Origin of the sequence: Bacteriovorax stolpii (assembly GCF_002872415.1) — a bacterium.
GTDB lineage: Bacteria > Bdellovibrionota > Bacteriovoracia > Bacteriovoracales > Bacteriovoracaceae > Bacteriovorax > Bacteriovorax stolpii.
The window spans coordinates 881163-905625 of the sequence record NZ_CP025704.1; the positions used below are offsets into that span (position 1 = coordinate 881163).

The following is a 24463-nucleotide window of genomic DNA, read 5'->3' on the forward strand; positions in this document are numbered from 1 at the left end:
AGGTTTTATTAAATGGGGGTACTTTGTAATCAAACAGAAATGATTCTGTAGAAAACAATCAGGAGAAATAAGATGCGTAATTATTTATTGGCGATTATGAGCCTAATGCTTGCTTCAGGGGTTGCCTTTGCAAAAAAAGATTGCACTGATCAACCAAAAGAGAAGTGGATGTCGGAAGCGGACTTTAAAAAGAAGGTCGAGGCCGAAGGTTACACGATCGCAAAATTCAAACAACCTGGCACTTGTTATGAAATTTATGGGACTAACAAGGATGGCAAAAAAGTCGAGATTTACTTCAATCCGGTCGATGGCTCTGTGAAAAAAGAGAAATAAACCGTCTTTTATTCGGGCACAGGCCTAAGTCTTGTGCCCGTCTAAGAATTGTAAAAGTCTCATTTCCCAAAAACTCATTTAAGATGGGTCCATGATGAACAAAGAAAAAGTTTTCTTAAATTCGCTGGTGACCTTGAACTTTTCAAAGTCCTTCCTCTACATGTCGGAGTACAAAATGCTTTATCACTTAAATCGTATGATGGAGCCTTTTGTAAAGGCGCCTAAAAAAGAGGATGACCCAGCTTTAATTAAACTGATGCGAGAAAAAGTCCTGGATCTTTACCTGCAAGATGCCAACAATGTTCTAAAAGGGTACTACCCAAAGGACTTGCTTTTAAAGTTTGACCCCAAAAACCATTTGCTTCGTTTGCCCAAACTCTTAATGGATTCCGTTAGCATTTCCCGCCGAAGAAAAACAGGAAAGACGAAGGACCTTGATGCGGAAATCGAAGCCCCGGATTATTTAAAAAGAAATTACCACTTCCAGACAGATGGGTATTTTTCAGATCATTCAGCTTCCCTTTACGAGCACCAGGTTGAAATCCTCTTTAACGGAACCGCTCAGGCCATGAGGCGCATGCTTATTGGCCACCTTAAAAAACGCTTCCCGGAAAAAAAGTTTTTTAAGGTTTTAGAAGTTGCCGCGGGAACCGGGGCGATGAGTGGCGACTTTGTTAAGAGTTTTGATTTCAATGAATTGATCATCACGGATATTTCTGAACAATACTTAAACCTCGCCAAAGAAAAGATTACTGATTCTCGCGTGAGTTTTAATGTCGCTTGTGCCGAAGAGCTTCCTTTTAAGGATGGGCAGTTTGACTTGGTTTATAGCGTCTTTTTATTCCACGAAATTCCTCGTCAAGTACGCGACGAGGTTTTCAGGGAATCTTTCCGCGTTTTAAAAAGCGGAGGTGTGGTGGCCTTGTGTGATTCGATTCAAATGGATGATGATTCAAGGTTAAATGAGGTGCTGGATAATTTCCCAAGGGATTACCATGAGCCTTTTTACCGCGACTACACGAAATGGGATGTCTCTGAAGCACTCGCAAAGAATAACTTCAAAGACATTTCATCGGAGTTTCATCTTCTCTCAAAATATTTTTCAGCGGTTAAATAAAAGGCTCATAAAAGGCTCCAGCAGACTTCGCAGCGCGAAGTCTGCTGGAGCCTTTAGAGCCTTTAGGGTCTTTAAGAAAACAGAGACCGATAAAGCCCTTTTCTCAAAATTTCTTTTTCCTTCTCTGCAATTTCACTATTGATCCAATTGAGCCCATACTCATCTTTAAAGCCATACCGGTCGTGTATTGGAATCACAAACGAGCCTTTGCCGATTAAATGGTGGATCGTACTATATGGATAGCTTTGACAATCCCTCGAAATCCCGGCCCGCACAGGGTTTTGATAAACATAACGGTAACAATTCATAAAGTAATTTTGCGATTGAATGAGGCACCATTTATATCTTCCACCAAATACCTGGTTAATTCTTCCCGATACTTTTTGAACTTTTAATGCAAGCCTCTTATTAAATTCGTAAATAAATTCATCAAGATTTCCTTCAGGAGTCACAAGAATCATGTGGTAGTGATTCGTCATGAGAACAAATGATATCAGTTCTACTGGGTGGATAGCATAGGCTTCTTTGAGGCTTTCCTTGGTTAGTCGCCACATGAGAGGCATCGGCACAGAAAAAGGCTCTTTATTATGTGATCGAGAAGTCACATGATAGGGAAGGTTTTTTGATCGAATTAAAAGTTTTCTAGGCATTCCTCATAGATTGCATACCTAAAAATACTTATTCAATACTAGCCCTATGAAATTACTAGAGCTTTTTCTCTGTGCTTTGCAAAGTCTACAGGAGACTATCTAAAATGTGAGTGTCGCTAATATTGATCAGCGTGAACTCATTGCTCATGATTTTATCTTCGCCCACAGTAATGCTCCCTTTGAAGCGAAAGAGCTGCTCATTTTTTTCAATCAGTCGCACATGAATTTCAAGCTTTTCTCCTGGGCGAGCAAACTTCTTAAATTTTGAATTGTGAACAGATCTCAAGACTCCCAAAGCATAACCTTTGGTCGCCTCTGAATCATAGTCGGCCACAGGTGAGTGGTGTTCAGCAATTAAAAGACCCGCTGTTTGCGTTGTCATCTCTTGCATTATCGCACCCGGTACAACGTGAGCGCCGGGAAAGTGCCCCTGAATGTAGAAGTCTTCAAGTGCAGGAGTTTTTGCAGCGACAATATGTTCACTTGAATGCTCAAGAACTTTATCCACCATCAGGTAGGGAGCGCGGTGGTGAAGACGCTTATGAATGTTAATACTCATGTGGATTCCTTTTTCTTTAGCCGAATCGGCCCTTTAATATTGGTGTAGTCGATGACTTTTTCTTTTTGCATGATCTCGATGAGACTTTTATCTGCGAGCTCTCTGGCCACTTCGCGCACGAGCTCCATTTTTTCTTTATTCTTTTTGTCTTCGCTGGGAAGTACTTCACTAGGACAAATCGTCTTAGGATAGCGCGCGCTTGTGAGAGCAATGATCTTTTTTCTAATACTGTCTTTGTCCATGATTCATCATAGCGGAAAGATCACCAATAGAGAGGTAGACATTGACCGGACACGGTCTAAGAGTTGTGAAGCTCTCATTTATCTTTTTTTGGATTAGAGTTTCCCTAAGGAGCTTTTATGACAAAATACCCTCTCGTTTTTAACGCAACTACCAACGCCACTTCAGGGCTTAATACGCCTTGGGAGTCAAACGCTTTTAATCAACTACCTCTAACGGTGGCCATCCCGAAGGAGTTTGAAGGCGAGGGCGGAGGATACTCCCCGGAAGATCTTTATCTTCTGGCGCTCACGAACTGCTTTGTGGCGACTTTTAAATTTGCCGCTCACAAGTCGGCACTGACATTTAGTGACCTCAAGGTGGAGACGAAGCTTATTGTGGACCTGGATGAGAGTGGACGCCCTATAATGAAGGAATTTTACCTGGATTCCTACCTCTCTGGGGCCAGTCACGCCGAGAGAGCGCAGCGCCTTCTCACTAAAATTGAGGGAAGTTGTTTAATCCTAAATTCCGTAAAAACTAAAGTGATTTTTCACCACCATTTGTGCTAAGCTAACCTATCTCTAAATGGGGGTGCACCGGTTTCGACAGGGGGTACTGAAATTTAGTGGGCGTGTCCAGGTTGATCACCACGGTCCTGGTAAAAAGGGGATCAAAAATTAAATGCTGAATCTAACGATTACGGCTATGCTCTAGCTGCTTAATTAATTTAAGCCTAGTCATTGCGGAGGCCACCTCCAATAAAAACAAGCGTGGCAACAAGTCTGTCTCGACTTAAAGGAGGCAAGCGAGTAGCCGGGAGTGACGCTTAATAATCACCGGGCTTGAAGGTTCACGAATCTTATAGTCTTCGCTTTGAGACGAGAATTCAAAGCTACACACGTAGTCCGCTTTATAGATGGCCTTTTGGACGTGGGTTCGATTCCCACCACCTCCACCATCGGATTTCCGGTGGTGGACACCTCTTCTCCTTAAACATTTTTGAAATCAACTACTTCATTACGGTGACTTGCGTTTTTGTTTTTGAAAACAAGCCTGTCTGAAACTGTTTAAAACTGTCTCGATGTGGCTATTTGTAGCCAACTCTTTGGCTACAGACATTTTTGATGGACTAAGCTGTGTAGTAAAAATCCAAAAAAGTGGCAAAACAAAGACCCAAGTTTCTGAAATCGTAGAACTACTCTGAGTAGCGTTTTGAATGAAATTTTTTATTCACAACCAAATATAAGGAGTGGTTATGCAACATCAAAAAAAGAAATCCAGAAGATGTGATCTGAAAATTGAAAGCAAAGAAGGAAAACTTCTTAAGTACCTACGTGAGTCTCGAAACCTATCTGTTAGGGCAGCAGGAAAAATTATGGGAACTTCTGACTCAACCGTCAGCCATACCGAGCACGGCAGGCGAGATCTCGACAAAGAAACTCTTCAGAAATTCTTAGACGCTTATGGATTTTCGCTACAAGAATTCGAAAGAATGCTTAGAGGCGATATTGTTCTTCCTGAGAACATGAGAGGCGAGTGCATAGAAATGATTAAAAGGCTCGACTCATCAAAATTAAAAGCTGTTAAGGCTTTCTTAAATACTTTCTTAGGGTAATTGGGGGACAACGTGGGAATTAAATTTGATGAAAAGAAAAATTATTACATTGTTTCTTACCACAGAAGACATCCGGTAACGAGAGAGGCAAAAAATATTAGCAGAAGAGGAATTAAGACGAAGGCAGAGGCTGAAAAAATATACAAAGAACTTATTATTAAATTAAGCGAAAAGTTTAATGAAAACCTTCATCCATTATGGCCGGAGATCGTAGCAAGATTTTTAGAATACTATGCCAATTGCGGCAACGCTAAGAACACAGTTAAAAATTACAAGCAATGTATTGAAGCAAATACTTTTCATATTTGGAGTAAGAAAAGAATTAATGAATTTTCGACAGGAGAAATAAGAGATTTTATCCAAGAAGATTTATCGAAATTTTCTGAGGCCCATAGAAAAAGTATGCTTAAGATTTTAAGAGCAGTTTTTAGATACGCCGTTGAGCAAAACATAATTCCACGTGATCCATGTCCAAAACTAAAATTTAAGAAGAATGAAAAAATTAAAAAAATGCTTACGGAAGATGAGATAAGGATTCTTTTAAATAAAGCCAGAGAAGAAAATCATGAGTGGTTTTATGTTTGGGCCTTAGCTTGTTACACTGGCCTTAGAAATGGCGAGCTTTACGCTTTAAAGTGGGAGAGCGTTGATTTAAAAAAGAGGATCATCTACATCACTCATTCTTGGAATAAGATAAACGGATTTAAGGAGACTAAATCTGGTGATGATAGAGTAGTCGAGATTGCACCAAGCCTTCTTCCAATTCTGATTGAGCTTAAAGAAAAAACTACTGATGATTTTGTTTTACCACGAATTAGAGATTGGGAAACTGGGACACAGGCAAAACCATTAAAAGATTTTTTAAAGTCCTTAAATCTTCCCTTAATTCGTTTTCACGATCTAAGAGCTTCATGGGCCACGATCATGCTTTCAAAAGGAATTGAGCCAATCAAAATTATGTCTATGGGAGGATGGAAAGATTTGAAGACAATGCAGATTTATATAAGGAAGTCGGGGATTAATATACAAGGTATTACAAATTCGCTAAACTTTTTGTAACTTAACAACAGGACGTGGAGCATGAAAAATCATGAAATAGCACATCGTTTGGCAGCAGATGCAATGAATGATTATTGCGCTTCTCGCTTATTGGTGCGGGAGCAGTTTATTTTAAATTCAATACAGTTAGCTTGTACCGCAGTTGAGAAACTGTTAAAGGCATTTTTGTATGTTCAAAGTGATACTAAAATTCACTTTGAACATGATCCGTCTAAAATCTTTAAAAGAAATGAAAGCATTTTTGATAAGTTCTTTGTTTTTGATAGAAATTTTTTAAAATGGTTGGGAAAGGTTTATGGGTCTAGATACACTTCTGATTATGGAGCTAGAAAAGAAATTCAGTTTGGAGAAAAGCATTTTTTAGCCGAATTGGATTATATTTTTTACCAAGTATTTAGTTTTTTTAAAGCAGCAAATTTTGCTTTCAGTGAGGTCTATTTTTCTGGCCATCGGAATGAAATAAAAAATTATGAAAATTATATAAGTCAAAATAAGAATAAAGAAAAATTTAAATGCGAGCCACAGCATTTTTTTGCTTTTCAACTTTTTGGAGTTGAGCATTTAGAAATTACAATGGAGTTAAAAGCATTTAATCCAGAAAAGCCTTTTGTATTTAAAGATTCTGTGATTAAAGATGGAAATTCGTTGCTAGAGGTCGATTTTGGAAATGTTGTTTTGAAATAAAACTACAAAAATGTCCTTATAACCTTTGGGCTAGTAATATTGCTTCATTCTGATTTTGTACCTTATAAGTTTCAATTTATCTGTTTTGTTAATTATCATTAAAACAATCATCGGGCCTACTGATAGTAACTTCCTCGTGTTAATGTCAAATCATCACTGATAATCTACATCGAAGCCAAGAGCATATAGAGTCCTTGAAATACGTTCATTACGTACAGGAAATTCAGATGGTCTAGCTCGGCCAATAAGTTCACCTAGCGAACTTCTACCAATTCCAGAGAAAGTATATTTTGTATCTCCTCCAAGGCAATCCCACAAGCGTTGCTCTAGGAGTCCATCACCCCAAATAAAGTAATTCAATACATCTTTGATAGAAAGACCTTCATCATTTGTTCCGGATAAAGTCGATTTTACATACGCCAGAGACTTGTCTTTCAAACTAACTCTTGTCCCCTTTTTTCTCTCAATGCCAAGGTCTTCATACGAATTGAACTTGTCAATATATCCAGATAAAGCGTGGCAATGATAAACGACGGTTGCAAGTTCCTCGTCATTTAAATTTAAAATTCTAGATGGAGAAAGATGGTCTGCAATAATGAAAGATTCTCTTTCAAAAAAATCAGCAAGGCCAAATTCAGGCTCTTCTTTAAGATCTGACCATAATTTAAAAACCAATTCCATATTTTCTTTACCTTTTCCCACGTTGTCATCATGTAACTCTTGGATGATAGAATAAACATTTCCCTGTTTGCGATCCTTGATGTGGTTGTCATAATACCAACTTAACATTCGGTCTATTTCAATGTTTATGTGAGTTTTGATAGGAATCCAGATTGGTTTTTTACCAAATTGTTTATAATCACTAGCTGTTTCATTGAGTAGTTGTATTGTGCTCTTCCATTCAGTGATAAAATGATGCTTAGATAGTGAATCTTTCGTTTGATTTCTGCTTGGCTCTTTCACGTTTTTAAAAATTTCATCTAAATATTTGATTAATTCATTCAGATCTTCCTTCTTTTCTTTCCTAATTTCTCCCAATGAAGCTGACCAATTAAGTTTTTTAATCTTGGAGTGCAAATTAGAGATAGTCTTAAAATCAACAATCGCGGAGTAGTCTTTTAAGCTATAAAAAAATGCTTTTAAATCTTGTAAATTAGTCTCCTGTGCTGCGTCCAATTGGTTAACAAATACACCTAGTTCTATATTCTTATTCAAGGCACTGTCAGATAGGTTAGCCGAGCCAAAATAGCACCCCACGCCGTGAAACCAAATCGCTTTTGCATGAAAATGATCTCTGAATACACTAATTTTAAACTTTGGATACTGAGAGTACTTTTTTAAAATTTCCAGTGTTCGTATTGATGTTTCATCGTTCATTAAAGTCCAAATACTCACAGGAATATTATATTTTAGTGCTTCTGCAAAAAGTGTCTCTTCAGTGATGTAGGCAACTGCAACTTCAAGCTTGCTTGCTTTTGGAACCATATTTACAAGATTTCTAAAGTAGTTGTTATTTATTTCGTTGGCAAAGATTTTCATTTCAAAGCCTCGTCGGAGAAACCTTTAACAAAATTTAACCAGAAAAATGGAATAACAGGTGTTCTGAAATGACGAGAAGCTAGTAATGGTAAAGCTGGTGGAGAATCATTCCAAACTGTTTCAAAAGAATCTGATTTTGCAGAAAAATCAATAAATTTTAACAAGCGTTCACGCAATTCTTCGATGGATTTGGGCAAATGGATTGGGGCCTCTGCAATTCCAAACTCGTTAGATGCGTATTCTTTGTATATTTGGTCTTTGATTCCTTTTCTTGGGAACCACATTTGTACAGTACAGTGGGGTAATTTAGTTTCAATGAAGTCCACAAGTTCAGGATATAATTTTTTATCATCAAGAATAGCACACCAATATCCAATCATTGCTAAAAGCATAGATGTCGATGACATTTCTTCTTTTGAATGATTTTTTTCTTTTTCAAATTCGACCAATGTTTCTATTGAGTCATAACCAATTGGAAAGCCTTTACCCAATACACAGTAAGAATAGGAAAAACGTTGAACAATGTTAAAGAACCAGTCTTTAATAAACTCTGCTTCGCCATTAATATATAAAAGAATTACAGCTAGGGTAATGTCTGTTGTCATTTCATCAAAGCACGGCGAACCCGATATTCCATTGTTTGAAATTACGTTTTTCAAAGTATCAGAAATAATTTTAGCATTCTCAATATTTTTTTCATCCTTGGTTGCAATACCCCAAAGTGCTTGTGATAACCCTAGAGAACTTAAAATTCCGATTTGTTCAAAAACCACTTCAGATGCAGTTATTGAGTTGCGACAGTGTATTGTAATTCCGTCTGGTATTTGTGTGTGTGGATTTATTTTATTAAAAAACTCTGCACCGAAATTCGAGTACATACTAAAAATATCATTATAAATTGAAAAAATTTTGATATTTTTTTCTAAGTTGTTTTTTTGAATAAAGTCCCAAGTGCGGAGTAAGGTAAATTCGGCTGCGATTAGAGGGTGTTTCGAATTTTCAACTTCTTTTGAATACGTGTGAATCATTCCAAGGCAAACGGGAATCATCGATAATGCTTTGATGGCCTTTTTTTCTAGTGAATTTTCTGTTCGCGATTTCCATTCATCACCGAAAAGAAAATCATTTAACATTTCTTTGTAATGTGAAAGATCATAACCGAAGTCAGATAAAACAACTAAGGTCCGTCTCATTTTTTTCTTAATGTCTTCAATGAAAATATTTTCATCTAAAAGATGGTCTTCTATCAAAGAAGATAGCTTGCTCCCATTCCATAAGTCGAATTGAAGATTTGTGTGTTTTGAAGTGTAACCATTCCAATTTTCAGTTGCCTCGGCTTTTAATTCACCTCCACAGCATAAAATGATTTTCGATGGTAATTTTTTATTCTCAATGCTGAGCTTTGTTTGAATGTAGACATCAATAATTTCATCGAGACTACTTCGCACTCCTTGATTACCTTCGTTCCAAATTGTTCTGTTTATGTAGCCTTGTTTAATTGTAATAAGGAAATTCTTTTGAACGCCATCTTCAGGGTCGATTCCTACAGCATGTATATCAACCCCATGTTGCCGAACTCCTTTTTGTGGTGCTGTAATAATATCTAATCCAATCGATGTTGCTAGAGACAAAACTAATGACTCAAGTTCAGCCTCTTCCTTCATCATTCCAACGTATTCTTGTATCAAGAGCCTCATGATTCACCTCTTTTGGCAAGCCTGAAGCCCGATCTCTCAAACGAAGCACCTACCTCATCAAGAACATCTTTTTTGGGCAATTCAACTCCGTGAGAAAAGGATCCCATTTTAGTTGGTTCTCTGTATTCTCCATTAAAAAATGAGAATGTTGATAACCCCGATTTAATTGCAACGTGAGTGAGTAAGCTTTGGAAAACAGATTTTTTCTGAGCTTCTCGCATTGATACAGCCATACTTTTTTGAAATGCTTTATTTAATTCAGCTTGATGGTCAGCATTTGGCCTTAACTCTACACAATCTGAAAGAGCTGATCGTTGTTCACTTCTTTTTTGAAGCTCAATTATTGCGACATTGAGAGCATTATATTTTTCTGTGTTTGATGTGGTATTTTTAATTTCTAAATTCAAGCGATCAAGTGTTTTGGCTAAATAGTTTTCACCAATATGCTCAATAAGAACAGAGGATACTATTCTTGCTATTTTTTTTGATATTAAGTTATAATCTAAAATTGAAAGTATTAATGAAATTGAAAGATCAAAATCATGGGTAAATCCTAAAACTTTTCTGACAATATAAAGAAAATCAATGTCATCAAACGTTTTTAAAATATCTAAATTAAATCGCAGTGACTTTACTCCGTGAACCCCCATATATGAAATGATTTCTTGAAGAACATGATGGTATCGGAAGTCATCAGCATTAAACCATTCTGTTACTATCATATTTATTAAGTCTTTATTCCTAAGTATTTCAAAAATGGAAGAGTCGAATTGCTCAGAAAAATTATATTGCTGATGTTCTTCTAAAGAGTGAGAAGACACCCATGTCGTTAGAATTTCTCTTGCTATGTCTGTTTGCCCCTTAGTCACAAGGAAATAAACAATACTGTCTAAAGAATCGGTAATGCCTTTTAAATTTAAATCATAGGTACAAAGATTCTTAATAATTTCAATATCGGTTGAGCTCAGCTGTCCTTGTTTAAATTGAATTTGTCGCAAAATTTCAAAACGAACAGCTGGTGGTGAATTTTTCGATAGTTCAATTCTCTTATCATTTAATGCAGAATCTTCTTCGTGTAGACGAGATAATGAGAATGCTGCATTTACGGCTACTGCTTCATCGTTATCATTAGCATTAAGAATAAGAGCATTAACAGATTCTCTTTTTACTTCATCAGGCAAGTTAACTAATAGACCGATCCCTCTTAGTCCAATAGCTTTTAGTTCTTTTGCTTGTGACGTATATGCGATTTTTATTTTGCTGTACCCAAAGTTAAAGTCTGAATCGGAAAGTCCAAGATATAGAGAGAGAAGATAGGTATAAAATCTTTTATCTAAATTCTCCAAAATAGATTTTTCAAGACTTAATGCCCAGTCTATATTAATAGATGATCGCTTTCTGATTGGCTCGAAGAGTTGACCACTCATCAAATCGTTTTTAGTTTTTTCATCATATACTTTTAAAAATTCCAAGAGAGAAATCGGATCAATTTTAATAAGTCGGGGAAAGATCTGGACTACTATATGAGCTACTCGAAAAACATCTTGTCCTAATATAATAGCTTGAGTGGTAAACTGAAATAAATCTAAGTTTTTTTCATTCAAAAATGAGGTTGTAGAATCAATAAAGTTTTTATCTTGATATGGGAGCATGTGCTCTATAGCTAGTAGTTCAGTAATAAAGTTCACGCTTCCATTTGCTAAAGACGTTTGAAGTCGTTGTTGTATTGACTCGCAGGAAATTGAATCTTTTTCACGAGAAATCTTTTTACCCACCACTTGCTCCTAATTCTTTAAGTAGGTCATTTATGTTAACTAATGAGCTTTGCAGTAATTCTTTGATCTCTTCTGCATACTGCTCTGGCTCTAAAAGTTCTTCAGACTCAACACCTTGTGGATTATAATGAGAGGCTGATAAGTTGGTTTGAGCCTCAAGAATTTTTTCAACAGGAACTAGCCAGCTACGCTCACTTTCTTTGCGATCTTTAAAGGCTTTCAATAGTTCTTCAAAATGCTTGTCCGTAATTCCATTCTTCTTAGTTAGTTTTTTGCCATCAATTAAAGGAAGCTCATAAAACCAAACGTCTTTAGTTCTTTTCGTTTTATCAAAGAAAATAATAGATGTTTTAACGGCAGAGTACGGAAGAAACACACCAGCAGGTAAACTCACAACAGTATGTAGATTACACTCCTCAAGTAATTTCTTTTTTAAGTTCATATAAGCTGCATTTGTTTGAAATAAAACACCTTCAGGTATAATTACCGCAGCACGACCATTAACCTTAAGCATTTTCTCTATATGCTGAAGGAATAAAATTTCTGTTGCATTTGATTCAATTGGAAAGTTGCTTTGAATCATTGTTTGCTCTTTACCGCCAAATGGAGGGTTGGCCAGAATTACATCACGTTTCTCATGGTCTTCAATGTCTCTGATGTTCCTCTGAAGCGTATTCCCTTTAGCTATTCGAGGATAATCCATTCCGTGAAGAGTAAGATTCATTAAACATAGAACAAAAGGAAGTGGAGTCTTTTCTTGACCATAAAAAGTTTTATAGTTTAAAACCTTTCTTTTTTCAGGCGTTTTAGCCTGATCTTTCATTTGATAGTGTGCTTCGGCCAGGAATCCACCTGTACCACAAGCTGGGTCGTAAATCGTTTCACCAATTTTAGGATTTAAAAGTTTTACCATAGCTCGAACAAGAGAGCGTGGAGTATAAAACTCGCCATTATTTCCTCCACCTTCTTGCATTTCCTTGAGGAGATTTTCGTATACATGAGACAATGTAAATACTTCGTCACTAATGTCGAAATGAATTTTTTGAATTTCCTTAATAATATCTTTTAGGATATAGCCACTATTCACTCTATTAGTAGAGTTCGAAAAAATTGCTGATATAATATCTCTAGGGTCACCCTCTTTATTTCCTTTAAGAGAAGAAAGATATTTAAAAAGCCCTGCTTTTTGTTTATCTTTAACTTTTTCTTCGGGGTTTATCACATCCGCGTTGATAAAGTGTAAAAGCTCTTTCCCCGTTAACCCATTTTTGTCAGAAGTCCACGTTTCCCAACGATACTCTTTTTCAAGTAATGGAGTATATCTTTCTCCTTCGACCTCCATCATTTCTTTACGAATTTTCTCTTGGTCATCAAAGAATTTTAGATAAAGTAGCCATGAGAGCACTTCTGTATAATGAACAGCTCCACTGATTCCGTCATCAGTCCTTAAAATATCACAGCATTTGTTAATAATATTGGTTAGCTCACTTCTAGTCATTTTATACCTCTTTAATTATTCTCTAGTAATTCTTTTACCCATCTTGTTCCAATATGCCTGCGAAGATATGCTCTTGCAGAAGTCGAAAATGGTTTTTCACTATCTGTACGAATAAGGTTGATTATTTTTTCTTTAACGTTGCTGGCTTTCCCAGTTTTGCCTTCTTTCAAAAATTCATTAACTTCCTTCACCATGAAATCAATATCAATGCGTATTTGTTTTCTTGCACGGCAAGTAAGAGAATGGTCAAGGTGGTAAAGGTTTATTGATTTTTGCGCTCTCTCAAAATCTCTAGATTTTGAATTGGAGGATACTGGTATCGGTGAGCCTTCGATATTATATGTTATTTTTCTAACATCATCACAGTTACATGGGTCAAGCAATACCACAATTTCTTGAGACTCTTCGCCTGGAAGTCCCGCTCTCTTTGGAGGTTCAAATAATGGGAAATGATCTTGCTTTCCACCATCTGTATCAGTAAATACTCGACGTGAATTACAATACGTACATGAAAAACGATAATTTTTCCAATCAAAGGCAAGCCACCAATAACCAGTATGCTTTTTAGCCTCAGCCACTTTGTTTTTTGGTCTAAAATGGTCAACTGGATTGTCAGAACGTAGTTCCAAAGATTCACAATACCAGCACTTATGATTACTTTGCTGTGATAAAATATCTTTGAGTTCTGACCATAGTGAACTATTTTCTGATATTATATGCTTTCTAGCTTTATCTAGGATTTGATCCAGTTCAGCTGTCGATAATTTTTCAAGCCTCGCAAACTCCCTTGCACTTAATTCAGCAAGATCAAAATCGCCGATAACTTGTTCAACTTTTGCAAGCCATGTTGTGGGTATGTCTAACTCAAGTTTTTGCTGACTTATAAATTTCATTTAACCTTTTTCTTCGAAGTATTCTTCTTTGCAGTCTTTTTCTTTGTTGATTTTTTTAATGTGGAGACAATCCTTTTCGCGACATTAAGACTTTCTACTTGTTCACTTTTTGAAATGACTCGCATACTAGTTTCAGTCTCTCCCTGTAGTTTCATGTATGCCTTAAGAAACTTCTCGTATAATGGATTGCTATGTGTACTCATAAACCCAAGTAGGTTCATTTCTGTATTTAGTTTTTCAAGTCGCTGTTTATCTTTGACTGTCAATTTATCTTTAGTGATCAACCTTGCCTGCTCATTAATTAAACTCTGAGTTGAAACGTCGAGTTCGCTTCTTAAGCCAAACATATCACTGGTTAAAATTCCAGAAACTCCAAGCCCTCTAGGGTCAGTCTCAGGAATCGAAACACTAATCTTTTGTCGATCATTATCTCTGTTTAGAATGTGGACTTGTTCTTTCTTTAGATTAGCGATTACAAGAGGGTTATGGGTGGCCATAATAATCTGGCTTTGACTTCGCTTTTGCTTTTTATTTTTTTCTGTCTCTAAAAATTCTTCAAGACCACCTATACTCTTTAAATGTTCAATATAATCAATACTCCATGATGGATTGATATGAGTGTCTGGCTCATCAAGTAGAAAAAGTGAATTTTTGTTGCCCGTAAAACGTAATAAGCCTAAGACTGTGAGAAGTTGCTGTTCTCCTTCACTTAATTCTCTAAAAGTTAGTGATTGGTCACTATTTTTAATTTTTACACGGATTCTCACTTCATCAAGAAGCTCTGAGATGTAGGTGCTCTCTAGTAATTTAAAAAAATCACGAGAAGCTTCGCCCTTGTCCTTCGTACCTTTGACGGCTAATTCTTTTAATTGTTGTAGAGAATCTATATCCTTTACATACAGGTAAAGAAATTCTTTCATTTCACTTTTTCTAAAATCAACTTTGTCTCTTCTCGAAAGCTTTAATGGTGCAATACTTACGGTCATTAGATGAGATAAAAATTTTTGGACAACACCTCTTGAATTCCAAAATCGCTCATCTCCGCCAGAACTATTCCAGTTAGGCTTGTTTAAGACAAATAGAACTGAATCTAGACCCTCAATGCCCATCGTATCTTTTAAAAATTTATTAACCTTAGCATCATTTGTGATAAAAAAAGATAATAAGACAAACTGACTATGAATTGGCCTTGCATAAAAAAATGGGCGAAGAGCCTTTTCATCACCTCTAAGCAAAGCATCATAAAATCTTTTTTGATGTTCTTGAAAGTGCGATGAGAGTCGATCACTCGGGCCAGAGTAGTATCCAAAGACATATTCTGGTAACAATTCTTGATCTTTGAATTGGGACAAGCTGAGGCTTAGGGAATTTTCCTTTTGAAGTTCAAAAAAATTGTAACTTTTTGTTCCCTGTAATTCTTTATTACCTCTTATTCGGACTTTTTTTCCATTACAAAAATAATCAATTTCAAAATCAAAGTCAGATTTTTTGTTTAAATCGATATTTCTAAAAATCAACACAAGTGCTTCTAGCAAATTTGATTTTCCTGTTCCATTCCAACCGAGGATAACATTCACGAAATTATTTTCGCTGAAATCTACTTTTATATCCTTGAGATTCTTAAAATCGTTAATCCATACTTTATCAATCTTCATTTAGTTCTGTACCTATAGCTGCTACCAACTTTTAGTCCATTTTCTTGAATATCTCTTAAAATCAATTTCTTTGAATTGATAAGCTCTCTAATTTCGATATAAAATTTTTCAACAGAGTCATGATTAGAATGATAGCCAAGCTCTGTCAGAAGATCTGATGTGATCTCGCCCTCAGGGTTCTTTTTAAAGTATTCGATAATATCCATAAGTGTAACTACCTTTTCTCTATGATTAGAAATTGATGTCGTTTGCGGCTTTTTAACAGGCTCTTTAGTCTTAGTTGTTTTTGTTTTGGCTTTATTCGCTTCTTGGGATTGTTTCTCTTTTAAAATTCTCTCTAGTAATTCATGTCCAGTTCCCTCAGATGGAATCTGCTCAACCAATCGACCCTCAAAGGCTTTAAATAAAATTGCCTCTTTGAGCTTAGTTATAGTTTCTCTTTTAATCTCGATTTGATTTTTTAATGAGTTGATTGCCTCAAACATTACATCAAGTTTTTTTGCAATTCTTTCTTGTTCTTTTGATGGAGGTAATGGAATAAATAATGCTCTTAAGTCTTTTTGGAATATGTGCGGAATTGCAGCCCCTTGAATCCGTGACTGAACTAAAGTTTGAAAAAGTGGGGCTTTTAAATAATAAAATAGGTAATCTGCACTCACACCTTTGAATGGTGTCATTACAGCAATTGATGAATTTACAGTAGTCGGTTCTTTGAGATTTTTAACAATCGTAACTTTGCCTATTGTACTTCCATCTTTGCACAATAAAACATCATTTTCTTTGAGCATAATTTCAGGTGACTCATCAAAACGTGCCTGTGAAATATGTGCAGATGATTCATAATCAATATTACCATCAGGCTTAAATTCTCTTACTGATAAAAATCTTGGCCCAGTTTTAGTATATTCTTCTGCCTTTAATCCTTTCCAACCGATTCTTGCACGAAGATATACAAGATCTGCAAAATTTAATGATAACCAAGAATTTGGGATATTGAAAGGTTGATCTAAATCTTCAGCTTCAGTCTCTTCCTCAGTCTCTTTCAATTTTGCATTATTCTTGGTTTTTGATCTTTCTACGATAATCGATTTGATTAATTCACTCGCAGGCTCATCATTTGGATCTTGAGGGACAAGTTCGCCACGAAAGGCTTTTGCAAGAAGAGATTCACGATATTTTTCTATAAGTGCTTCAGCTCTATTTAAATTAACTTCAATAGAATTAATTATTTCAAAACATAACTCAGTCTTTTTAACTATACGTTTTTGCTCTCCCAGAGGAGGAATAGGAACATAAATATCTTTTATATCATTCAAACTTATTTTTGGAACTGCACTACCAGAAGCAAACTGTTTAAAATCTACAGTCTTAAACCAATTCCAAAAATAATCATAAATCTCAATGGGCGGAATAAGACACATGATATTTGTATCAATTGCTCCGGTTATTAAGAGTTTGCGTTTCTTATTAGTAAGAAGTGCACCTCCATTTTTAGGAAATATAATTGAAGGCTTATCAATTATTTTTATTTTAAATTTTTCAATACTTCCCACTCCAAGCTGTATTGGCGTTTTACAAATCTCAACTTCATTTCCCTTCGAATTCATGTCAGAAACTTTAATAAAAGGAACATTTCCTTCAATAAGTTTCTCTGGCAATCCTTTGGGCGTTTGACCATTTTGAACTTCGCAAAGCTTAGTCATTTCTAGCTCTGACCAACTATCAGGAATACTTAACTCACTCATGGATTTACCTTATAAAATGCTGTTAAAAACTCATCAAAAACTAAAGCTAGTTTTCTATCTTTAAAAAGTGACTGAAGCGATATACTCATTTGAATAGCCTCTTTAGTGATTTTGATTGGTTCAAAATGAATCATTCTGTAATCCTCAAGCAGAATAGTAAATGGATGTTGCCTCCCCATGTTAATTCCTCTTTCTGATTTAAAAAGAAGGCTCTCGTTAAAAAGAAATGAACGATAGAAGTCATATTCATCAACATTCTTTTCTCGTGAAATTGAAAAAGAGTATTGAGAAAGAAGTTCTCGATCCACTTCTTCAAAATTCATTTCTTCTTGTGCCAACTTTATAGATTTAATGCTTGAAAAAGCATCTTGAAGTTGAGCTTTCGATCCGAAAATTTTTTTGAGTTTGTTTTTTTCTCGCATAAGAGCAATTTCATCAAAAGCTCTGTCGCTGAGGTCATAAACATTTTCAAGACTCTCATTATTAATACGAGCCTTCATGGTTGCAATGACAAACGGATCAACATCTATGATGTCTTCAGGGTGAGGAACGACATTGATTGTTCCTGTTGGTTTCCCATAAGTCATAATGTTTAAATATTCACTGTCGTTCATTCTTTTCTTCTCTTGGTCCTTCATGCAACAATCCTCTCGTCATAGAGCGCATGTTGGATTCCATCAACAAATTGCTTAATACCTTCAGTATCTCCAAAAATCTCTTTGATTCCTTGGAATTCACCATATTTTTTCATTTGTGGAATTTGCCAAAACTCTTTTGAAAAATTTAGCGGTTGGTATTCCATATCTAAATAGAGACTCATCAAATCTAAAACAAACTCATTCTGTTTCTCATTTCTGAAATTAAACGCTGTAGGATTGAGTTGTTTCGCTTTTGAAATTCTTTCTTCTTTTGTGAGATAGTTTTCACCAAATAATAGGTTTGCAAGAACATCTAAAGTATCAACACTTCTGATTTTATGTTTTTCAAAAAAGATATTTGTTAGTGCATCGAGATTGATTCCAAGGTCAGTTACAGATTCTTGAAACTCTTTTCGTGTTTGTTGGTTCTTCCAAACCGTATTTAATTCTGTAATGCTGTTGAATTGGTCTTTCAAGATATTTGACTGATATAGAGTAAACTCATCAGCACTCATCGGTTTTCCATCTGGCCCAGTAAGAGATATAGACTCAGCGGCCATAACAATTCTTCCAGAAAGGAAGTCTTCAGACATCCGATATTTGATGTTATCGACAATTTCAGGTTCTGGTTCAATATAAAGGCCCGAAGCAGTATCAACACCTTCTTCCTCGGCTTCTTTTGTTGTGATTGGAACTGTAGTTTCAGAAATTTCAGTTTCCTCAGTTTCAGGCTCATCAACTACAAGTGTCCCTTCATCAACAAAATCTTGTGCTTCATCATCCCACTCAGGATCATTAAAGAGTTGAGTTGAGTAGTTAGCGTATTCAAGAATAAAGAAACCTAGCTTTTCTTTTGCTCGATCTTGAGGCTCGTAAGTTCGAGTCCCACGTCCAATGATTTGTTTAAACTCAACCATTGAGCCGATATTTCTAAAAATGACGACGTTCTTGATATTTTTAACATCCACACCAGTTGTTAAAAGTTTTGAAGTTGTAACAATGACTGGTTGATATGAATCTAGGTTTTTAAATTTTTCTAGGTCAGCATATTTGCCATCATTGTCCTTATCGTCTCCAGTGATTCTTACAGCGTAGTCACCTTTGTAATCATTTAGGCCATATTTCTTTTTATACTGTTCAAAAGCCTCTCGACAATATTTTGCCATATCAAGAGCGTGTTCTTGGTTAAGACAAAATATAAGGGTCTTCCCAAGCGGGTCAGTTGAAAACAAGTGACGAAGTAAATGATACGCAAAAGCACGAGTACGCTGAGGGATTGAAAGCTGTCTTTCAAAATCTGGAGTCAAATAATCTTTGATCTCAAGCTGTTTCCCTCTCACATCAACTATATTTGAACTATCAGGGCGGTATCCAAGAGCATCAATGTTTGAAGTAACTCGCTTTATAATGTAAGGAGCTAGATAACCGTCTTGAATACCATCTTTGAGAGAGTAAACCACAACTGGCTCACCAAAGTGAGCGTAAGTATCGTTTGATTCATCACGTTTAGGAGTTGCAGTAAGACCTACTTGAATAGCTGAATTGAAGTAGTTAAGTAACTTAAACCAAGAACTTTCTTGTTCGTCTTTAGTTTTTGTTGAATCGTAATTACTAGGTCTTCTAGCTCCTCGGTGAGCCTCATCTATTACTATTAAATCAAAATAATCAGGTGGAAATTCCTTAAAACGATCAATTTTTTCTTTTTTTCCAGCTTCTTCATCGTCATCAATTCCAACAAGACTTTGATAAATTCCAAAATAAAGATCACGACCTAGAGGCCAGCTTTTTTCATCTGGCTTCAAACGATAGCAAGCATCTTTATCCATTGCTCCATCAAAATCAGCAAAAGCTTGATCTGCGAGAAGGTTTCTATCTACGATAAAAAGTATTTTCTTAACTTGTTTTGCTTTCCAAAGTTTGTAAACGAGCTGGATAGAAGTAAATGTTTTTCCTGTTCCAGTGGCCATTGTGATGAGAACACGTTTCTTACCATGAACAACAGCTTCAATGGCCTTCGTTACTGCCTTTTCTTGATAGTAGCGAGGCTTTCTTCTCTGACCAATAGCAGATTCATCGTAGTATTCGTGTGTGAGAGCCTTTTGTTTTTCTGGTGCTTTATCAAGACCAGATTCTTTTAGGTATAATTCCCAGAGTTCTGCTGGAGTGTGAAAGCGATCAATCTTGGTTTGTGTACCAGCCTTAAGATTATAAAATTCAATTTCATGCCCATTAGTTGAATAAGAAAACCAGAGACCCAATTTTTGAGCATATTCTTTTGCTTGCTTTTCACCTTCAAGGTAGTGTTTCTCTTCGGCCTTCGCTTCAACAACTGCGATAGCTAGAGATGAACTGAAACGTAAAAGATAGTCAGCATAAACAGGTTTGGCTCTGCTTGCTGATTTTCCATCAAAGTGAATTCGACCTGCTGTAATTTTGTACTCGGGGTCAACTTGCCAGTCGTGATTCATCCAGCCTGATTCTTTCAGTTTTGGATCTATAAGCTCTTTTCTGGTTTTAGCCTCGTTTCTGCTCATTGCTTGTCCTCGGCTTCTCCAGTGAGAATCCATTGATCAACTTCTTGTGTTTTAAATTTCCACTGCTTTCCAATTTTATGAGCAGGAATTTTCTTTGAATCAATCCAACGATAGATCGTTTCCTTTGAGATTCCCAAGTAATGAGCAATTTCTTGAACAGATAGCCATCTATCCGTGATTTCCAGATTCATTATCTACTCCGTGATAATTTCGAAAAGAATGTAAGTATTCAAAATTATGAGGTGTTTTTTGACATATGACAAGCAATAACTAATAATAAATATGAATTAATGTGAAAGGAGAAACTTGTTCAAGGTGCGTTATTTTTATTAAAATTGGCTTCTTGAATAAAGTGCAAATTTAAAATGAGTCGTGAAGAATTGTATTTATATGATGTTTTAAATAAATATCAAGTCAATAATTCTGCTAAGAATTTAGCTTTTAATACCTTTAAACCTGTTATTCAACAATGGGCCGGTTTGCATTTATTAGACTTTGATTTTTCTGGATCAACTGCAAAGGGTACAGAAGTTAGCTGTTCGTCTGACTTTGATTTTTTTATCTCTCTTTCAACTTCCACCCCAGATTCATTGTCGCAAATATTTAATTCATTATTTAATAAACTGAGTGGCTATAGTGACATATCTATACGGAAGCAAAATGTATCAATAGGAGTAACTTGGCAAGGGCAAAAAATTGATTTAACACCAGGGAAAAAACATTCTGGAAATACTAATTATCACTCAGTTTATAAAAATAAAACTGATTCATGGACTCAAACAAATATTCAACAGCATATTAATATAGTTAGAGGCTCACAGAGAATTAATGAAATTAAATTAGCTAAGATTTGGAGAGAGAATCATCAATTGGAATGGCCTTCAATATTTTTAGAATTATTTGTTATCGATTCGCTTAGAGGACACCTTCAAAATAATTTGGCAGCAAATTTTGCAAAGGTATTAACAGATATTTTTACAACTGTCGAAACTAAATTTATTCAAGATCCTTCTAATACAAATAACATTTTATCAAATGATTTAAATCAATCTGAAAAAATTAGACTAAGGAATCAAGCATACACGAGCTTGCAAAGTAGAACTTGGAGTCATGTGGTATGGTAAAAAAAATTAATGTTCAAAGTTTATTTCAAGGGCTTCAAGATGAAATGCTATCTTCGTTAGGTGTTCTTAAAATTGGACATGCACCAACGCTAGGCGATTTTACAGAAATAAATTGGCTTGAATTATTTAAATGTTATCTACCTAGGCGATATATGGCAGATAGGGCTTTCGTTGTTGATAGTGAAGGTCTAATCAGTGATGCTATAGATATTGTTATTTATGATGCTTTTTACTCACCATTTCTACTTAATAAAAATGGGATAAAATTTGTCCCTGCTGAAAGTGTGTATGCTGTCTTCGAGGTTAAGCAGGATATTTCTAAAAATCATATTGAATATGCTGGGAAAAAAGCTAGTTCTGTCAGAAAGCTAAAGCGAACAAGTGTAAAAATAAATAATGCAGGAAAATTAGTTGAACCCAAAGCACACTTTGAAATAATCGCCGGTTTATTATGCACAAAAAATTCTTGGGCATCATTATCATCGTCAAAAGAAAATATAAAAAAACATTTTCTAAAATTGAAGAAAAATGAAAAATTAAATATTTCATGCTGTCTAAAGGTTGGTAGTATTTGCCTTAATGAAGAGGAGGTTCAAATATCACCCCAAAAAGATGCTCTCTTAATATTTTTCTTTAACTTTCTTCAACTCTTACAGACTATTGGTACTACACCAGCAATGGATATTAAAAAGTATCTTTCTAATTTAGAATGATAAATTAAAGAACGTAGAGTTAGAGATCAACCCCCGCCCATATCGCCACCTTTCTTGATGGCCATAGCACGAGTATTTATTTTCATTCCAGAACGGAATTGAAGTTTTAGATTAGCTGAAGGTTCAATTGTAACGAAATCTTCAGACACATTAACGCCATTAATAGACTCGAAACCATCTCTTAAATCTTCAACAATAACTGTTTTGTCTTTTAGGGAAATAGAATCGATTTCTTCAATATTGAACTTTAAAGTATTAGCGAATACTGATGTCGAAATTGTGAGCATTCCAAACATGATTAAATTTTTCATTGTATTATCCCATCAGTATTTTGTTTGTCTTTTTTCAGTAATGAATCCATTACTAAACCGGCCCAAACAACGTCATTTCCGGCATTCTCAGGGGCATTTAAAATTTCTCTGATTTCCTTGTTAGCGTTAATGTAAACATTGCGAATTTTTGGAATTACAACGTCGCTATTAACAGATTCATATTGCAAAGAAAGCCAATTTTTATGCGTCCCAAATAGGGACAAATCGTAGCTTGTATTAATCAAATTTTGAAGTAACTTTTTAACAGTTTCTTGTCCGGCGTTTACCTTTGTGCCTAGTGTAAATTTGCCGTGTTCTTCTTTCAGAACACCTTTTTCTATTAACTTATCAAGAGTTTGAAGACCGCGATTACCAAACTCAGCACCAACGTTTTTTCGCGTTAAGCCATTAGTTGTAGTGGCCATGACCATGATTTCGTAAGTATTCGCATCTTGAAAAAAGCTTTCAGCTTCGACAGGAACAAACTCAGCGTCCGCGTTTCCTGGGTAAGTAGTCTCAAAATCCTTATACATTTCTGGATAGTGATTCTTAATGAATGTTTGAACTTTCTCTTCACCGCAAGCTTCACGAACGATTTTTAAAGCGTAAGCGAAAGTTGGCTTTCTGATCTCTCTATTCTCAATTCTGTTGAACGTAGAGCTAGATAGACCCATTCTTTGGGCTAATTGAGCAGAAGAGAAATTTGGGTATGACTTTTTAATAGACCGAATACAGTTTTTTTTTGGCATCTGTAGGAAACCCATTGAGGCTCTTGATAACCTTCGATTGAAACACCGTCAGTGTGATCATAGTGTTCAATGTCATTAAAACCTAAGTGTGATTGACAGTAGTTGCATTTGAATTCTTTTCGAGTAATCAAATCTAAGTGGAATTTCTCAATACCGTTCATCGTTGACCTTCTTTTAATTGGGTGACTTTGCGATTGATCGAGGTAAGCTATATCTCTTCTCTAGTTAAGTTAAGCGACTTCATCTTCTTTTAGTTGTGTTTGAATAGAAATGTTCTCATTGGAAGATTGTGAAATGTTTGAGAGAGCACAATCTTCATTGCTTTGCGAGGAAGATTTCTTTTTCCCTTTCCTCGATGCCTTCATCTGAGATTTAATAAACTTCTGAAACTCAGCCTTTTTAACATCATTAAAATCCTTTAAAGAATCATCCAGGCCATTCGCTAAAAGATCATAAACTTTCTGAAATAAAACATCTGAACAAACTTTATATTCATGCTCTCCACGAATTTCTTTAGAAATAAGTTTAATTACATTAGACGATAAAATTGCTCGTGACAGCGATTCTGGAGAAAAAGCAGTTGCTTCTTTTGCAAACTCTGCCCATTCTTTGTTCGTATAGGAAGCCTCATGAATATCTACAAAGTCATAGCAGATATCTTCTACGAATTTTTTAGAGGTATCTAATTTATCTTCATCGTTGCGCAGATCGAAAGAAAGGATCTCAATAATACCATTTGGGTTGTTGAAATCATATAGCTTCCACTCATAACCATTGCAAAGAAAGCCATAAGGAATTTTCCCTAAAGAGAAAAGATACTCCTGAAGCTGAACCTTGCCACATCTAAAGTCCGATTTATTTAAATCAAAACCTAATTTTTTAATCTCTAAAACGAATAGTGGCTTATCCTGCTTGTAAACAACTAGATCTGGACGATGCTTTCCTTTTTGCTCTTGAGCGAGGATAGAGTACCCGTTTGTTGCAGAATAGCCGAGACAAGATCGAAGAACCATTTGTACCCAGCGTTCAATGTCTAACTCTTTACAGTTTGGATTCGCTTCAAGGGCCTTTAGCTCCATGATATGTTCAGCTACATTGTCTTTCATTAAACGCACGAGACGATCTTGCTTGTTTTCTTTAGCCATTTATTAAACTCCTAATATGTCTTTAAGAGGGTAAGAAACTGTTCGGATCATTCTATTAGAGAATCGGTTCAAGATTAGTAAAATATAGCTATTTTTTAGTTTTATCAGGTTCTTAAGGTCTTTGGACAAATTGAGTCCTGACAACTTTTTATGTCTACACTTTTGGCCTAGCCCTGACTAAGTTTCTATTTTTTTATTCTCTTTGAAA

24 protein-coding genes and 1 other RNA gene are annotated in these 24463 nt (G+C 35.6%); 9 read left to right on the plus strand and 16 right to left on the minus strand.

All coding sequences use genetic code 11. From position 1 onward, the window contains the following. Nucleotides 1–72: 72 nt before the first annotated feature. Both C0V70_RS04165 and C0V70_RS04170 read left to right on the plus strand, forming a co-directional pair. A complete protein-coding gene (locus C0V70_RS04165) occupies nucleotides 73–333 on the plus strand; it encodes a PepSY domain-containing protein (protein WP_102242613.1) in 261 nt (86 codons plus the stop codon). 91 nt (nucleotides 334–424) lie between these two features. Then, nucleotides 425–1450, plus strand: coding sequence for a class I SAM-dependent methyltransferase (locus C0V70_RS04170; protein ID WP_102242614.1), 1026 nt, complete (start codon nucleotides 425–427; stop codon nucleotides 1448–1450). A 71-nt stretch (nucleotides 1451–1521) separates the two neighbouring features. Here the strand turns inward: C0V70_RS04170 and C0V70_RS04175 are convergent, their stop codons facing one another. The 3 genes from C0V70_RS04175 to C0V70_RS04185 all read right to left on the minus strand — a co-directional run bounded on the left by C0V70_RS04175 (nucleotide 1522) and on the right by C0V70_RS04185 (nucleotide 2901). Next, nucleotides 1522–1929, minus strand: a complete 408-nt coding sequence (locus C0V70_RS04175; RefSeq protein WP_245915667.1) for a hypothetical protein — start codon at nucleotides 1927–1929, stop codon at nucleotides 1522–1524. 256 nt (nucleotides 1930–2185) lie between these two features. Further along, nucleotides 2186–2659 (minus strand): 3-hydroxyacyl-ACP dehydratase FabZ family protein, encoded by a 474-nt coding sequence (locus C0V70_RS04180; protein ID WP_102242616.1) that lies wholly within the window; start codon nucleotides 2657–2659, stop codon nucleotides 2186–2188. Beyond that, nucleotides 2656–2901, minus strand: a complete 246-nt coding sequence (locus C0V70_RS04185) for a DUF3253 domain-containing protein (RefSeq protein WP_102242617.1) — start codon at nucleotides 2899–2901, stop codon at nucleotides 2656–2658. Before C0V70_RS04185 ends, C0V70_RS04180 begins: the two co-directional genes overlap by 4 nt. A gap of 117 nt (nucleotides 2902–3018) precedes the next feature. Here C0V70_RS04185 and C0V70_RS04190 point away from each other — a divergent pair, with 117 nt between their 5' ends. The 5 genes from C0V70_RS04190 (at nucleotide 3019) to C0V70_RS04210 (ending at nucleotide 6239) form a co-directional block, all read left to right on the plus strand. Beyond that, entirely contained in the window at nucleotides 3019–3450 is a 432-nt protein-coding gene (locus tag C0V70_RS04190) for an OsmC family protein (protein WP_102242618.1), read from the plus strand. Nucleotides 3451–3468: 18 nt separating this feature from the next. Then, nucleotides 3469–3839, plus strand: a transfer-messenger RNA (tmRNA) gene (ssrA, locus tag C0V70_RS04195). Between the two features lie 297 nt (nucleotides 3840–4136). Then, nucleotides 4137–4496 carry a helix-turn-helix domain-containing protein gene (locus tag C0V70_RS04200; RefSeq protein ID WP_102242619.1) on the plus strand — a complete coding sequence of 120 codons (360 nt, stop codon included), beginning with the start codon at nucleotides 4137–4139 and terminating at the stop codon, nucleotides 4494–4496. 12 nt (nucleotides 4497–4508) lie between these two features. After that, nucleotides 4509–5555 (plus strand): tyrosine-type recombinase/integrase, encoded by a 1047-nt coding sequence (locus C0V70_RS04205; protein ID WP_102242620.1) that lies wholly within the window; start codon nucleotides 4509–4511, stop codon nucleotides 5553–5555. A 21-nt stretch (nucleotides 5556–5576) separates the two neighbouring features. Further along, a complete protein-coding gene (locus tag C0V70_RS04210) occupies nucleotides 5577–6239 on the plus strand; it encodes a HEPN domain-containing protein (protein WP_102242621.1) in 663 nt (220 codons plus the stop codon). 153 nt (nucleotides 6240–6392) lie between these two features. On the opposite strand, the gene C0V70_RS04215 is transcribed toward C0V70_RS04210, so the two are convergent. The 10 genes from C0V70_RS04215 to mads1 are packed head-to-tail and all read right to left on the minus strand — an operon-like array spanning nucleotide 6393 to nucleotide 20404. Continuing rightward, on the minus strand, nucleotides 6393–7778 hold the full coding sequence (locus tag C0V70_RS04215; protein WP_102242622.1) for an anti-phage END nuclease: 1386 nt from the start codon (nucleotides 7776–7778) through the stop codon (nucleotides 6393–6395). Continuing rightward, complete coding sequence (locus C0V70_RS04220) at nucleotides 7775–9445, minus strand: hypothetical protein (protein ID WP_133566709.1); 1671 nt, start codon at nucleotides 9443–9445, stop codon at nucleotides 7775–7777. Before C0V70_RS04220 ends, C0V70_RS04215 begins: the two co-directional genes overlap by 4 nt. A gap of 26 nt (nucleotides 9446–9471) precedes the next feature. After that, complete coding sequence (locus C0V70_RS04225) at nucleotides 9472–11250, minus strand: hypothetical protein (protein ID WP_102242624.1); 1779 nt, start codon at nucleotides 11248–11250, stop codon at nucleotides 9472–9474. Beyond that, nucleotides 11243–12748 (minus strand): class I SAM-dependent DNA methyltransferase, encoded by a 1506-nt coding sequence (locus C0V70_RS04230; RefSeq protein ID WP_102242625.1) that lies wholly within the window; start codon nucleotides 12746–12748, stop codon nucleotides 11243–11245. The genes C0V70_RS04225 and C0V70_RS04230 overlap by 8 nt, the downstream gene beginning before the upstream one ends. An 11-nt stretch (nucleotides 12749–12759) precedes the next feature. Further along, complete coding sequence (locus C0V70_RS04235) at nucleotides 12760–13641, minus strand: HNH endonuclease family protein (protein ID WP_102242626.1); 882 nt, start codon at nucleotides 13639–13641, stop codon at nucleotides 12760–12762. Further along, complete coding sequence (locus C0V70_RS04240; RefSeq protein ID WP_102242627.1) at nucleotides 13638–15296, minus strand: AAA family ATPase; 1659 nt, start codon at nucleotides 15294–15296, stop codon at nucleotides 13638–13640. The genes C0V70_RS04235 and C0V70_RS04240 overlap by 4 nt, the downstream gene beginning before the upstream one ends. Then, entirely contained in the window at nucleotides 15293–17041 is a 1749-nt protein-coding gene (locus C0V70_RS04245; RefSeq protein WP_102242628.1) for a restriction endonuclease subunit S, read from the minus strand. The genes C0V70_RS04240 and C0V70_RS04245 overlap by 4 nt, the downstream gene beginning before the upstream one ends. After that, on the minus strand, nucleotides 17038–17679 hold the full coding sequence (locus C0V70_RS04250; protein WP_102242629.1) for a hypothetical protein: 642 nt from the start codon (nucleotides 17677–17679) through the stop codon (nucleotides 17038–17040). The genes C0V70_RS04245 and C0V70_RS04250 overlap by 4 nt, the downstream gene beginning before the upstream one ends. Beyond that, complete coding sequence (gene hsdR, locus C0V70_RS04255) at nucleotides 17676–20213, minus strand: EcoAI/FtnUII family type I restriction enzme subunit R (RefSeq protein ID WP_102242630.1); 2538 nt, start codon at nucleotides 20211–20213, stop codon at nucleotides 17676–17678. The genes C0V70_RS04250 and hsdR overlap by 4 nt, the downstream gene beginning before the upstream one ends. Beyond that, nucleotides 20210–20404, minus strand: a complete 195-nt coding sequence (gene mads1 / locus C0V70_RS04260) for a methylation-associated defense system helix-turn-helix domain-containing protein MAD1 (protein ID WP_102242631.1) — start codon at nucleotides 20402–20404, stop codon at nucleotides 20210–20212. The genes hsdR and mads1 overlap by 4 nt, the downstream gene beginning before the upstream one ends. A gap of 174 nt (nucleotides 20405–20578) precedes the next feature. On the opposite strand from mads1, the gene C0V70_RS04265 reads away from it, so the two are divergent. Further along, entirely contained in the window at nucleotides 20579–21337 is a 759-nt protein-coding gene (locus C0V70_RS04265) for a nucleotidyltransferase family protein (protein WP_102242632.1), read from the plus strand. Beyond that, nucleotides 21331–22050: a DUF6602 domain-containing protein gene (locus tag C0V70_RS04270; protein ID WP_102242633.1), complete on the plus strand. Its 720-nt coding sequence runs from the start codon at nucleotides 21331–21333 to the stop codon at nucleotides 22048–22050. Before C0V70_RS04265 ends, C0V70_RS04270 begins: the two co-directional genes overlap by 7 nt. A 26-nt stretch (nucleotides 22051–22076) precedes the next feature. Here the strand turns inward: C0V70_RS04270 and C0V70_RS04275 are convergent, their stop codons facing one another. The 3 genes from C0V70_RS04275 to C0V70_RS04285 all read right to left on the minus strand — a co-directional run bounded on the left by C0V70_RS04275 (nucleotide 22077) and on the right by C0V70_RS04285 (nucleotide 24255). Beyond that, complete coding sequence (locus tag C0V70_RS04275; RefSeq protein ID WP_102242634.1) at nucleotides 22077–22361, minus strand: hypothetical protein; 285 nt, start codon at nucleotides 22359–22361, stop codon at nucleotides 22077–22079. Continuing rightward, nucleotides 22358–23125 (minus strand): helix-turn-helix domain-containing protein, encoded by a 768-nt coding sequence (locus C0V70_RS04280; RefSeq protein WP_102242635.1) that lies wholly within the window; start codon nucleotides 23123–23125, stop codon nucleotides 22358–22360. The genes C0V70_RS04275 and C0V70_RS04280 overlap by 4 nt, the downstream gene beginning before the upstream one ends. A gap of 215 nt (nucleotides 23126–23340) precedes the next feature. Next, on the minus strand, nucleotides 23341–24255 hold the full coding sequence (locus C0V70_RS04285) for a type I restriction endonuclease (protein WP_102242636.1): 915 nt from the start codon (nucleotides 24253–24255) through the stop codon (nucleotides 23341–23343). Nucleotides 24256–24463 lie beyond the last annotated feature (208 nt).